Below are 12,869 nucleotides of genomic sequence, written 5' to 3'. Positions count from 1 at the left end.
CGCTAACGCGCCGCTGCGCTAGAGAGAAGGGGGAGAATCAAGTCTTAGTCCCCCTTTTTAAGGGGGATTTAGGGGGATCTTACCGTCTAAGCGTCTTGATTATGACTTTCCAGACATCCTCTAAACTCGCAACCGCACAAACTCTCATCCGCCTTTACAGCCTTCAATTCTCGTTCCCAGGCTGAGGAAATGAGAGAACAACAGGAGTAAAACAAAATGACAAATTACGATATTCAACAAAGTCGAGAATGGTGGGCGCAACGGTGGCTAGATTTACTAGAGTCTTTTGGCTGGCGGCGTCGCTTGGAACGGGCGCGAATATATGCACGAGAAGGCAAAGTTTTAAGCCTAGAATTTCGCGGTCACAAGGTGGTTTCTAGAGTGCAAGGAACTGCGCCTGAACCATATAAAGTTGTTTTATCGCTGGATGCTTTTAGCGACGAGCAATGGGAGTATGTGATTGAAACTATGTCACAGCGGGCAATTTTTTCAGCTCGTTTGTTGGCTGGAGAAATGCCACAAAATATTGAAGAAGTGTTTACTGCAAATGGTATAAGCTTGTTTCCGTTGACCAAGTTTGATATCCACAGTAAATGTTCTTGCCCCGATCCGGCTAATCCTTGCAAACATATTGGAGCAGTATATTATTTGTTAGGTGATCGCTTCAGCGAAGACCCCTTTGTAATCTTCCAGTTGCGCGGACGTACCAAAGAACAAATACTCGACACATTACGTCAATTGCGACGTGGGGCTGATGAAACTTCTGAAACAGAAATTACTGCGGAAACATCGCCGCTAACTCGAACAGTAACCCCGCTTAAAATTGAGCAATTTTGGCAATACAACGAGCCTCTAGAGTCTTCCTTAGTTGTAATTGCACCACCAAGCAACGACACAATATTAGATGTTTTAGGCCCTATTCCTTTATCATCAGGTTCCAATTCAGCTTCTAGTCAGCCAGTAATGCAATATTTAGATACAGTTTACAAAACAGTGAGTCAGCAGGCTATTTTATCGGCAATGAATTTAGAGGAAGGTTGATTAGGTAGTCATTACTCTATAAGTAACTGTGCAGAATTAATTACACAAACTTGCCTTGCTACATCAGGCTTTCAATAGGATTTGATGTGTAATTTATTTCGTATATCCACTTAGTGCCATGCTACTATAGCAATTCTTGATTGGGTGTTACACATCTGTAAGGACATGGCATTGCCATGTCCTTACCAAGGTGGCTCGAACGTCAGAACCTCCATATATTCCACCCAACTGAGAAACCCTATATAGCAGTCCTAAATCATTTATGAACTTCTCCCTTTCCTCTGCCGGCCGCGCCTGGGCGGTTGATTTAAAAGGTAGTCACAACTCAAATAGGATTGCTATAGACAAGCTGAATTACTTTATTACTGTCCAAATTCGACCCTTGCTTGCTCAACAAACTCAACCGTGACAATATCCGAACCAGCAGCACGAGCTAGCTGCTCAATCCGTTGTCTCGCCTGAGTGCGGACAAAAAAGGGAATATTTTTCAGCTTTGTTTTGGCATCAGGTGTCCATTGTAAAGCATCTGTAAAATCAGGATCACGCATGGTACGCCAGCCTTCTGCTGTCAGCAAGGAATATTAATTACATTTTATCTGAGTGTGCGATCGCGCCGCTCATTGCTATTTTCGAGCAGCAGCGAGTTTCTTCTGTGCTGATTGCAGCAGGTTTTGGGCTTCTGAATAGGTGGTTGTCCCAGATTTAACCGTTTGCAGCTGATTGATAATTTCTTGCATCTGGCTAATTATCTGGTTGCGATTCACCTGTGAACCATCCTTAGGGATAGAAGCCAGCAAAGCTTGGATTTGCTCTTGAGCATATTTAAAAGCTTCTTGTGACTCGCGTTCTGCTTTCAGTCGAGTTTGCACAGTGCCTAAGTTGGTTTGGTACGTTGCTAGTAATTTTTGCGCTTCCACGTAGTCAACGTCATCTACGCGAATGTTTTGCAGCTGCTCAATTGCTTTGTACCACAAAGTTTCAATTTGCTGCCATTTATCTGCTGTATGAGGTGCATTTTGTCCAAGTTTAGCAGCTGCAAAGGCAAATTGTTTGGCACCTTTAATTAAAGTTTTGGTGCGTCCCTGAACCTGTTTTTGTTCAGAAAGTTGGTTTTTTACCTGCTCAAATCTAGAGCGAATCGAGGCAGTTTGCTCGTCCTCTATTGTCTGCGTATTGTAACCGCTAACATAGCGCCTACCCTTTTTGCGCCTGTAAGAGTATTGCGGCGAAGATATTGTATGCGAAACTGGCAGTTCATCAATATGTTTTTTTGCTGCGTTTAGTTTTTCTTCACCCAATGCCAAATCTGCTGCTGTACTGGCTTGGTTAATTAATTCTTCTGCTTGTTCTAAGAGTGCGATCGCTAATTCATAATTTTCTTCATTGCTCAGGAGAGCATTCTGCGCTACTGGCTGATCGTTTGTAGGATACAGCAGGATGGCTAAGACAAGCGATCCCGATCCTAAGACTAGCAAGACTACCAGTATAGCAGCTAGTTTAATTACATCTAAAATACCTATCGAGCGATTAGCTTTTGCGGATTGCTTCAGCGCCTTCTCTCTGAAGTTTGGATAAGTGGTGACGACTATTTGTTGTAGTTCTTCTAAAGATGCAGGGGAGCCTTGTTGCTTTTGCAGTAATTGTAACTCCCTAACTACAAGGCTTTGCTCTATTTTACTCAATGGGTCATTCCCGGCACATTTGGTAATTTCAGCACGCAGGATTTCAAAAGCGCGATTGTTGAGACGGGACATAGACTAACACCAAGCAACTGATGTTAGTGTTCCCGAAATCAACTTGAGAATCACTGGGGCTGCTACAGGCACAATTCAAGAACGCCTGATATTAAAGCAGCACCATTCTTGCCGTCGCCAGAGAGTGGCAACAATCCAATCGTGTTGTTCTAAAGTATCCGCAATTGGTTTGGCTTGCTCTAGCAAAACACCGCTAATAATTCCCCAACTAGAAGGTTTAGCGATCGCAGTCATTTGCGGGATCAAGTCAATAATCACCTCTGCCAAAATATTGCAGAGAATGCCATCGACAGGCTCATCGCTCATTTTTATTAAGCGGTCGATACTACCCTGCTCTACAATCAGACGCTGGGGGCTAATCTTGTTAAGTTCCCGATTACTGCGCGTGGCTCGCACCGCCATCGGATCGATATCTATGGAATAAACTTTTTCGGCACCTAACAACACAGAGGCAATCGAGAGAATCCCCGATCCGCAGCCAATATCAGCCACTGTAACCCCTTCTTGGTCGCCACCCAAGCGCATTTCCAACGACTCTAGACACAGCTGAGTTGTCTGATGAGTGCCTGTGCCAAAAGCTGCACCGGGATCGAGGCGCAGGGTATGGCGTTCTGACTGTTCTGGAGGAGGGAGCCAAGCCGGGTAGACAAGTAAGCGATCGCCTACTTCTTGCGGTTGCCAATATTGCTTCCAGCTACTCGACCAATCCTCCTCATCAATCAAATGCCAATGGGTCATCGGCATTGCCAATCCCACCATCAATGCATCCTGACGCAACCACAGAGACAGCGCCGCCAAATCCAGCAGATTTGCATCAAGGGGAGATAAGTAAGCGCACACCAAGCTGGAATGTCCTTTTACCTCACTGGAAGTACCACGACAGCCAAATTTGTCCAGCCTCCAGAAGATTAAATCTTCCAAAGCTGGGTCGCCCAAAACTTGAATTTCCCACCAGGTGTTCGCCATATCTATTTTGGATTTTAGATTTTGCGGGGGCGAAGGAGTTTCTCCGCCTCCGATGATTTTAGATTTTAGATTTTAGGTAACGGGTTAGAACCACACAACCTGAGGATTAACGAGTAAACCTTTAATCCAAAATCCTTGCATCCAAAATCCTTGCATCGTTTAAAGAGTCACCGTATAAGCATCCCGAATGCCGGGAATTTTGGTAATCTCGCTCAATATTCCCTCCGGTAAGGGATCGTCCAGGCTTAGCACCATCACCGCATCGCCCCGGACAATTTTGCGTCCCACCTGCATACTGGCAATATTGACATTAAAACTGCCCAACAGGGAACCGATATTTCCAATAATCCCTGGCATATCCCGGTGCAGAGTAAACAGCATATGAGGGCTGGGGGGGACGTTGATCGGAAACTCATCAATACTGGTGATGTGAATTTCCCCATCTCCCAATAAAGCGCCCGTCACTGAATGCTCCCCAAGCGTTCCTTGCGCCTCCAGATGCAGCGAACCAGAATAGTCTCGAATCGAGGCGTCCCGCGTTTCAATCACGCGAATTCCTCGTTCCTTGGCCTCAATGCTGGCATTCACATAGTTTACCCGCTCTCGCAGTGCCTGCGAAAGCAGTCCTTTAAGTGCTGCCACTATCAAAGGCTGACTTTGATTAGTTGCCAACTCTCCTTGCAGACGGATATTCAACGAGTCAATCCGTCCTCCAGCCAATTGTCCCACCATATTGCCCAGAGTTTCCGCCAATTGCAGATAAGGTCTGAGTTTTTCCAGAACGTCGGGACGCAAGCCGGGAATATTCACCGCTGAACGGGCTGGAAGCCCCAGCAAAACATCTCGAATTTGCTCAGCAACATCTATGGCGACATTCACCTGCGCCTCAGCTGTGGAGGCTCCCAGGTGGGGGGTGAGGACGAGATTTTTGCCCAAGGATTTTAAGGACGACTCGCCTAACGGTTCTGTCTCGAAAACGTCTAAGGCAGCACCAGCAATTTTGCCTTCTTTGAGAACCTCTGCCAAAGCCACTTCATCAATGATGCCACCACGGGAGCAATTGATAATCCGGGTGGTGGGTTTCATCTTGGCTAAGGCTTCGGCGTTAATCAAGTGAGTGGTTTCTGGAGTTTTCGGGATGTGCAGGGTGATGTAGTCTGCTTCCTGAAACAGCAAATCCAACTCTACTAGACGAGCGTCTAGTTCTTCTGCCCGTTCCACAGAGATGAACGGATCGTAAGCGAGTATTTTCATCCCCATTGCTTTGGCGACGGTGGCGACATGAGAGCCGATTTTGCCTAAACCGACAACGCCGAGAGTTTTCTTGTAAACTTCCGTCCCGATAAAACTTTTGCGATCCCACTGACCACTTTTAACAGACGCATTTGCGTCGGGAATATGGCGGGAGAGGGAGAGCATCATTGCTAGGGCGTGTTCTGCTGCGGCAATTGTATTTCCTTCTGGGGAATTGACGACTACAATCCCCTGACGGGTGGCAGCTGGGACATCGACATTATCGACACCAACCCCAGCGCGACCGATGATTTTTAGCTGTTTGCCAGCTTCGATAATTTCCTTGGTGACGCGGGTTCCAGAACGAATCATTAGAGCGTCATACTCTGGCATGATCCGCACCAGTTCTTCGGGTGAAAGACCTGTTTTTACGTCAACTTGGGCAACTTGGGAGAGGATGTCGATTCCAACTTGGTCTATTGGGTCAGAAACAAGAACCTTGGACATGATTGGCAGGTAGGTCTAGGTAAAAAATCATCAGTTCCTGTACGCAAAACTTTTGAAAAGCCAAGAGCGATATTGTGTACAGGGAGCAAGGATTGAAAGTCAGCTAATTGATGGCAGTTGACTCAAGAGCGATCGCATCTGATGACTTCCACCAGTGGCGCGATCGCATCAGTTGGTCATTTTAACTGTATCAGGTGTTCTTACACGGCTTGTTACCTGAAAGTTTTTAACTTTGTCTGTTTGGGCTGCTCCCTACCCTACAAAATCTGTATAGTACGTTTGCGCTTCACATCCCAATCCGGGTAGAGGATTTGCTGTAGCGACACTGATAGGCTGTTAATTAAGGCTATCTTTTGCATCATCTAACGATATCACTATGAATTATCTCGTCGCCGTACTACAAGACCGCATCCAAGCAGAAGCAGCTTATTCCGCTCTAGAAAAAGAAGGCTTACCTATGGATAAGGTGACTATCCTGGGTAGAGGATACAAAAGTGCTGATGAATTTGGCTTGATCGATCCTAACGAGCAGGCTAAAAAGCAATCAACGCTGATGGCTTATTGGCTCATACCCTTTGGATTTATCGCCGGGTTTGTCTTCAACTTGAGTACTGGGATAGAAATTTTTCACTGGGCAGGAGCATTTGGTAATCATGTCATTGGTGGTATTCTGGGCGCAGCCTCCGGTGCTTTGGGTAGTATTTTTGTCGGCGGCGGTGTTGGTTTGGTAGTTGGGAGTGGCGATGCTTTGCCTTACCGCAACCGCCTGAATGCTGGTAAGTACCTGGTTGTGGTTAAAGCTCCCGAAACTACAACTCGCGTAGCTACTCGGATACTCCGCCAGTTTGAGCCGGAAAATCTTCAAGCCTACGTTGACCCAGATGGCGTGTAAGCTAATCCTCTAGACAGAGGGAGTAACAAACATAACATTGCTAGTCTAAGTAATTGCTTCAGCGCAAGTGACTTGAGGCTGGTCGGAATGAGAGTATTGCTAGCGGGTTTGGGAGTTGCGCTCGTCTGGTGGATCATCATAGATGTACTTTGGACAACGCTAGCGGTAGGAAGTGGAGGCGGGCCAATTACATCTAGAGTGTCTAGTTGGGTGTGGAAAACTATTCTGCGTCACCATCGCTGCGCTTCGTCTCATCATCTGCTAGCAATCGCTGGCTACAGCACTATTATTATTTCTACTCTGGTATGGATTTTTCTTACTTGGGCTGCGTGGGTATTAATTTTTAGCGCCAGCGATCGCTCCCTCATCTTTGCCGATAGCAAGCAACAATATTCCCCTTGTTAGCGATGAAGTCTTTGAGGAAGAAGTCACCAGCCTAAATAGATAGGCGAAGGCGTTTGCTTCTGGCCTTAGTGCAGAATGATGGCTGGACTTGGAAGTCAATATCAAATCGTTTGGGTAGGCGATCTGTGTCTGGGTAAGCATACGCCTTGAGCGATCGCAACGATACAATCAAGAAAGTCATTGTAGATTCATTTAAAACTCAAGACGCGACAAACCGCGTGTAAAACAAAACTCAAAACTATTTAGAATGTTGCCAAGAGAAGAACTCCTCAAAGGAGTAGAAAATAGAGATACTGTAGCTCGTGTCATTGATCTGGCGGATCAAGCAATTAAAACTTGGGAAGTGGTCGTAACTGATTTTCTTTCTCCTCCAGAAATTGTTGAAATTCAACAGGCTTTCAATCGTTTAACTGAAGTACAACTTGTTGCTTCGGGAGGTTATCCGCAAGCTGAACGGCAAAGGATCTCGATCGCGCGTTCAGAAATTCCTCTGGAAGTGTCTCAAGTCCCGGTTGCGGCTTTGGATATTGCTGGAAATTTTCTCTTCGACCAAGCCACTCATCGCGACTTTCTCGGCTCTATGCTGGGGTGTGGAATTGTGCGGGAAAAAACTGGCGATATTATTGTACTGGGAGAGTCTGGAGCGCAGGCAATTGTGGTTCCAGAAATGGTAGAGTTTCTGGAAATGCAGCTCAATCAAGTACGCTCAACTCCTGTGAAAACTCGCCGAATTGAGCTTAGTGAATTAAAAATTCGCGAACCGAAGAAAAAAGAGTTGACGACTGTTGAGGCTTCTCTGCGATTAGATGCGATCGCATCTGCTGGATTTGGAATGTCTCGCAGCAAAATGGTTGATTTCATCGATGCTGGCGATGTCAGAGTAAATTGGAAAGAAATCACTCAAGCAAGTTCTCAAGTTAAATCTGGAGACTTAATCGCTATTCGCGGTAAAGGAAGGCTGGAAGTTGGGGAAATTGCTGTTACTAAAAAAGAACGTTACCGCATCCAACTAACACGATTTCTTTAAAATTATGCTTATCCTAAGAGAAAAAACGCGGCGCTAATTACCTAACGACGACTGTAGGCGCTTAGCCTTCTCAAAGGATAGTCGCAACTGCACAAACTTTTGTCCGCGCAAGGCGAGACAAAAAAAGCCTGTCTACGCAGGCTTTTTTTGTGTAACCCCGACTTGATGGGGCATTTAGGGACAATTAGCAACTAATTACACGAGGGCGACAACCGGACAGGGTACTGTGCATATTCACCACGTTGCCAATAATAGCGATCGCGGGTGCGCCAAAACCAGCCGCCTCTACCTGCGCCACAATCGTTGCTAAGGTGCCGATTAATTCTTCCTGTTCGGGTCGAGTTCCCCAGCGAATCAAGGCGATGGGAGTATCTAAACTCAATCCTGCAAAGTGCAATTGTTCCACAATGTAGGGCAGATTGTGAATGCCCATGTAGACAACGATGGTTTCGGAACTGTGGGCGATGCTAGACCAGTTCACAGTAGGACGATACTTCCCCACAGACTCGTGTCCTGTGACAAATGTTACCGAGGAACTGTAAGCACGATGAGTTAGGGGAATCCCTGCATAGGCTGGTGCGGCAATTCCCGAAGTCACTCCTGGTACTACTTCCGCCGGCACTCCAGCACGTACCAAGTCTTCCATCTCTTCGCCGCCGCGACCAAACACAAACGGATCGCCGCCTTTGAGTCGTACCACTATGGCTTGAGTCTGTGCTTTTTCTATCAACAGTTGCGTGGTTTCTTCCTGCAACAGGGAGTGACGCCCCATCCGCTTACCCGCGTCAATTTTCTCGGCGTGGGGGTTAATCATCGCCAAAATTTGCGGACTCACTAGAGCGTCGTAAACTACGACATCAGCACACTCTAACAGTCCTTTCCCTTTTAGCGTCATTAAGCCGGGATCTCCTGGCCCTGCACCTACTAGATATACCTTACCCAAGCACTTACTCCTGTTTACCTGCGTGTTCTCTATGACTGTGCTGTTCATTTACTTCTTAAGTCCCAAATCAAATCGGCTAACTCAGCACTAGCCCCTATAGGTTCAGCCAGATGAAGCTTGCTCGTGGGAAATTGCTTAGACAGTAGCTTAACTTTTGTTAAGATCGCATCCGTAATTCCCCCGGTAAATAAAAAATAAGGCAGAATCCCTATGTGAGAATACTTAGCGCTGACTAAATCTTCTAGACGCTCCTCCAAACTGGGTGACACCGACCAGTAAGCAGGCACTGCCCCTAGAGTTGCGGCTATTGCCTCCACTGGCTGATTTCCACCAACACGGCGGCTACCGTGAGATAAGAGAATACTCGCATCCGCGTTTACTGAAGCCAAGCTAGTTGCCAAGAGACGACTTAAGCCAGGGTGAATGCCTAGATGAGGTCGGATCTCTATTGTCAACTTGCTCTCAAGAGCAATGGATGCGATCGCTACTTGCTCTGGGATATCCTCCATCACATGAACTCCCGGCAACAGAAATAGGGGCAACACCTGAAGATGTTTCAAGCCACTGGCATGAGCGCGATCGCTAAATTGCCGAATTTGTTCATGCAAAGGCTGATCCCCTAGTTCCAAAACTGCTGTACCTACCAGGGGTGACAATGCCACTGGCGGCGCAGCCAAGGATGAGCGATCGCTTTTTTTCTGCATCCATTCGCTCTCAAGGCTTACCTTCTGTGCCACAAGAGTTGCTAATTCCTCTACAGCTGCTTGGGAACGAGGGTCACGGCTTCCGTGGGATACCAGTAAATAGGCAGATGTATTTGGCAAAACCCCGCTCAAACTCTTCCTAAATTGCGTACTATCCAATTAATATCGTTTTCCCGCAGAAGTTTTTGTATAAACTGTTTCTAATTCAAGTGCGATTTTAATATAAAACCGAATTTCTACATTGCTACAGGCGATCGCCTTACCTACATTATTAATTTTTTATTAAGAAAAGTCGAGCCTGTGGGTTAACCTTCCCACAGACTCGATTTTTTTAACTAAGTTGTCCCGACTTGATGGTACGATTAACTGTCAGCCGTAGGCTGAGGAACATACTGGAAATCAGGTGCAGAGTTCCAAGGCCCCCGCTCATCCTGACCATTCTGAGACAAATTGAAGTAAAGATTCACCGTTTCATCAGGCTGGATATTGCCAAAGAAGGGGTCAGTTAGTTTACCCATCGACTCCAGCGCCTTCATAAACATCTTGGTATGAGAAATTTCGCGGGTGAGCAGATGTACTAGAGTCTTCTTCGTCCCTTCATCAGTTGACAGTTTGATCAACTCCTCATAAGTTTGACGCGCCCCAGCTTCAGCAGCGATGTTTGCCCGCAAATCACGCACAACATCCCCACCTTCATTAATATAGCTAGCAGTCCAACTATTACCCTGGCTGTCTAAGAAGTGTGGCCCCATCCCACGGATAGCAAACAGGGTACTCTTATAAGCTTCTGTTTGGTCAGTATTTTTTGTATGCTGTTCGATGAGTTTACCCACCATTTCCAGGTGTCCAAACTCCTCTATAGCGATATCTTGCAACATATCCTTAATACCGGGATTGTCGCAGTGAAACGACTGTACCCAATACTGTAAAGCGGCTGTAAGTTCGCCGGTTGCTCCCCCAAACTGCTCTAACATTAGTTGAGCAAAACGCGGGTTAGGCTCTTTAATATCGACAGTATGAATGGTTTCTTTTTTGTGGAAAAACATGAATTAATTACTCCTCTCAATTTTAGATGTAAGCTGTAAAACCTGATTTTCGTAAAAGCGTTGTATCGCCAACTGAAAAAGCTTAAACTTTTTTCAATATTTTTGGCACTGTCACCAGCTTATATCAGGGTATACAATCTAAACCTGCATCAACAGACAGAGTTTAAAATAAGCTTTCTCTAACTAAAGAATGAGGATGAAATAGCTAATATAATATAAACTTAGCAAGCTAATTTATCCTCGTTTCCCTATGACTGGGAACGCTGAGATATAGAGGCAGAGCCTCTGATAAAGTATCAAATAATTTCAGGCAGAGCCTCATGGTAGGTATTCCCAGCCAGAGACTGGGAAAGAGGAATTTGGTGCGATACATCTGTAGGGACATGGCAATGCCATGTCCCTACCAAGCTGGCGGCAATGTTAAAACCGCGATATATTCCACCCAACTGAAAAACGCTATATCCTGTTTAACACCCAATGCTCGTGGATATATTGCACCACAGGTTAACTAATCTAATAATATAGGCGATCGCCCGATTTCCACACTACCTGATGCTGGCAAAGTAGATTTACCCCCAGCTAAATCTCGAACTTGCTTAACATTCCAATTAGAAGGCACTTTAAAAGGCAATTTCCCTTCTGGGTTCCACACAATCCAGCCTGTATAATTATTATCTCGCGTAACCTGACAAATCCAGATTTTATTACTATCAGGTTGACAAGATTTCATCGTCGCACCTATCAGCCATTTCTGCACTTCACCATAGGCAATGCTGGCTGGTGTCAGAGTTTTATTGTCCGCCTGCACCATCTTTAACCAATTTGGATGAATTTGCGTGTTTACATCCCAGGCGTACCAGTAGAAACGACTAATCCCTGATGCCCAATAAATAATATAAGTACGTGCTATAAAACCTCTTGCTTCTTCATCGGTAAATGGCTGTTCGTTAGGAAATTTAGCATAGGCATTTTCTGTGTCCCACAAAGGCTTATTACTGAGTTTATTCTTTGCCATTACTTGTTGCATTCTCCGAATAGTTTGCACTCGTTCTTCTGGGGTTTTTTCCTTGATAGAATACAAGTGCGGCCCTACTACGTCGGTGTAAGCAGCCGCGCCTTTGGCAAAGTATTGATCCAGCCAATCGACTCCCCCAAGGGAAATCCAGCTTTCATTTCCTGGCAAATCCAAACCTGCGATCGCGCCCGGAGATACGACAATAATATTAGTATCAACTTCTTTGAGAACTTTGTAAGCCTCCTGCGCCATTTCTACCATCTTTTCAATTGAGCCACTGTAATCATTTTTATTATTAGTTTCGTTCCAGATTTGATAAGCTCGAATGCGACCTTTGTAGCGAGTAGCAACAGTTCTTACAAAGTTGCGCCAATCGTCCATATCTTTAGGTTCTGAAGCAACTCCGGGGAAATCTTTTCCCCATTCTCCTACTTCATTGGGTCGTGCTGCTGCCCATTTAGGAGTATCGTTAAATACATAAAGAACTTCAACTCCCTGTTGTTCGGCTAAATCAACATATTTATCTAATATCTCGAATTTCCACTCACCTTTGTTTGGCTGGATGAAGAACCACGGCACAAAAACCCGCAAAGCTCCCAGATTAACAGCAGGCCAAGGAGTTTTAGTAGGTTCTTGAATGTGCATCCCAAATAGCGTTTTCGGGATAGGTGTAGAGGAAACGGTTGCTATTGTATTTACTACTAGAGCCGGAGATTTTTTCAGCGAAAATAATGTGGTGCAACCAATTACTGGCAGTGTTAAAACGGTTATTCCTAAGAAGAAAAACTTAGAAATTTTAATAGAAATCATTAGTTTTGTATTCTTACTTATTCTCGTTTCTAGTCTCAGACTGAGAACCCCAGAATAGGAGGCTGAGCCTGCCCTTAAAAAAATAGGCGAGGATCAACCTGGGAAGGAGAACTTCTTATCAAGGGTGAATGCAAGCCTGGATTAGTTCTTCTATGCCGTTGACGGGTAAGATTGGTGTACCCAAGTCTTGGGCAAGTTCTTCAACAGTCATATCGTCGCGATCGCCTAAATCTTTTCCCTTTAACTTCAGCGGCTTTTTCGGGCGTTACTGGTATCAGTTCATCTTCTGCTGGACGAAAGCGCGTTAACCCCACTGGCACCACCGCTACGGATGCCAGCTTATCTCAGAGTATACAGTCTAAACTTGCATCAAGAAGCATAGTTTTAAATTAGGTTTTTCTAACTAGGGCTTGCTGAATAAATAATGGAAGACCCAGAGAAGGCTTGATTAGTGATTCAAGCCGACAATAATATAAGTTTTTGTTTTTCCTCATTTATCGAGCCATAGCTTTTGATGATGGACAGA

General features: G+C 45.4%; 14 protein-coding genes. 5 read left to right on the top strand and 9 right to left on the bottom strand.

All coding sequences use genetic code 11. From position 1 onward, the window contains the following. Window positions 1-216 precede the first annotated feature (216 nt). On the top strand, window positions 217-1,041 hold the full coding sequence (locus NDI42_RS19090; protein ID WP_190456257.1) for an SWIM zinc finger family protein: 825 nt from the start codon (window positions 217-219) through the stop codon (window positions 1,039-1,041). Window positions 1,042-1,403: 362 nt separating this feature from the next. Here NDI42_RS19090 and NDI42_RS19085 read toward each other — a convergent pair whose 3' ends face one another. From NDI42_RS19085 to serA, 4 genes are all read right to left on the bottom strand, one after another. Continuing rightward, window positions 1,404-1,589, bottom strand: a complete 186-nt coding sequence (locus NDI42_RS19085; protein ID WP_190424522.1) for a PCP reductase family protein — start codon at window positions 1,587-1,589, stop codon at window positions 1,404-1,406. Window positions 1,590-1,664: 75 nt separating this feature from the next. Continuing rightward, on the bottom strand, window positions 1,665-2,795 hold the full coding sequence (locus tag NDI42_RS19080) for a hypothetical protein (protein WP_190456255.1): 1,131 nt from the start codon (window positions 2,793-2,795) through the stop codon (window positions 1,665-1,667). 75 nt (window positions 2,796-2,870) lie between these two features. After that, entirely contained in the window at window positions 2,871-3,761 is an 891-nt protein-coding gene (gene prmA, locus NDI42_RS19075; protein ID WP_190456252.1) for a 50S ribosomal protein L11 methyltransferase, read from the bottom strand. A gap of 159 nt (window positions 3,762-3,920) precedes the next feature. After that, entirely contained in the window at window positions 3,921-5,501 is a 1,581-nt protein-coding gene (serA, locus tag NDI42_RS19070; RefSeq protein WP_190456251.1) for a phosphoglycerate dehydrogenase, read from the bottom strand. Window positions 5,502-5,877: 376 nt separating this feature from the next. On the opposite strand from serA, the gene NDI42_RS19065 reads away from it, so the two are divergent. Together NDI42_RS19065 and NDI42_RS19060 are read left to right on the top strand one after the other, a co-directional pair. Beyond that, window positions 5,878-6,393 (top strand): hypothetical protein, encoded by a 516-nt coding sequence (locus NDI42_RS19065; protein WP_190424452.1) that lies wholly within the window; start codon window positions 5,878-5,880, stop codon window positions 6,391-6,393. Between the two features lie 87 nt (window positions 6,394-6,480). Further along, complete coding sequence (locus NDI42_RS19060; protein WP_190456248.1) at window positions 6,481-6,798, top strand: hypothetical protein; 318 nt, start codon at window positions 6,481-6,483, stop codon at window positions 6,796-6,798. 31 nt (window positions 6,799-6,829) lie between these two features. On the opposite strand, the gene NDI42_RS19055 is transcribed toward NDI42_RS19060, so the two are convergent. Further along, window positions 6,830-6,979, bottom strand: a complete 150-nt coding sequence (locus NDI42_RS19055) for a hypothetical protein (RefSeq protein ID WP_190456246.1) — start codon at window positions 6,977-6,979, stop codon at window positions 6,830-6,832. A gap of 66 nt (window positions 6,980-7,045) precedes the next feature. Between NDI42_RS19055 and NDI42_RS19050 the strand changes: the two genes are divergently transcribed. After that, entirely contained in the window at window positions 7,046-7,825 is a 780-nt protein-coding gene (locus NDI42_RS19050) for a photosystem II electron transport protein, Sll1252 family (protein WP_190456244.1), read from the top strand. A 184-nt stretch (window positions 7,826-8,009) separates the two neighbouring features. On the opposite strand, the gene cobA is transcribed toward NDI42_RS19050, so the two are convergent. The 4 genes from cobA to NDI42_RS19030 form a co-directional block, all read right to left on the bottom strand. Then, window positions 8,010-8,816 (bottom strand): uroporphyrinogen-III C-methyltransferase, encoded by an 807-nt coding sequence (gene cobA, locus NDI42_RS19045; RefSeq protein ID WP_190456242.1) that lies wholly within the window; start codon window positions 8,814-8,816, stop codon window positions 8,010-8,012. Next, window positions 8,813-9,592, bottom strand: coding sequence for a sirohydrochlorin chelatase (locus NDI42_RS19040; RefSeq protein WP_190456240.1), 780 nt, complete (start codon window positions 9,590-9,592; stop codon window positions 8,813-8,815). Before NDI42_RS19040 ends, cobA begins: the two co-directional genes overlap by 4 nt. 242 nt (window positions 9,593-9,834) lie before the next feature. Next, window positions 9,835-10,518 carry a manganese catalase family protein gene (locus NDI42_RS19035; protein ID WP_190456239.1) on the bottom strand — a complete coding sequence of 228 codons (684 nt, stop codon included), beginning with the start codon at window positions 10,516-10,518 and terminating at the stop codon, window positions 9,835-9,837. Between the two features lie 508 nt (window positions 10,519-11,026). Continuing rightward, window positions 11,027-12,343, bottom strand: coding sequence for a beta-galactosidase (locus tag NDI42_RS19030; protein WP_190456237.1), 1,317 nt, complete (start codon window positions 12,341-12,343; stop codon window positions 11,027-11,029). 128 nt (window positions 12,344-12,471) lie between these two features. Here NDI42_RS19030 and NDI42_RS29075 point away from each other — a divergent pair, with 128 nt between their 5' ends. After that, window positions 12,472-12,651, top strand: coding sequence for a hypothetical protein (locus NDI42_RS29075; RefSeq protein WP_190456236.1), 180 nt, complete (start codon window positions 12,472-12,474; stop codon window positions 12,649-12,651). The last annotated feature ends 218 nt before the right edge of the window (window positions 12,652-12,869 follow it).

Origin of the sequence: Funiculus sociatus GB2-C1 (assembly GCF_039962115.1) — a bacterium.
In the GTDB taxonomy this organism is placed as follows: domain Bacteria; phylum Cyanobacteriota; class Cyanobacteriia; order Cyanobacteriales; family FACHB-T130; genus Funiculus; species Funiculus sociatus.
This window is presented reverse-complemented; position numbering and strand designations above follow the sequence as displayed.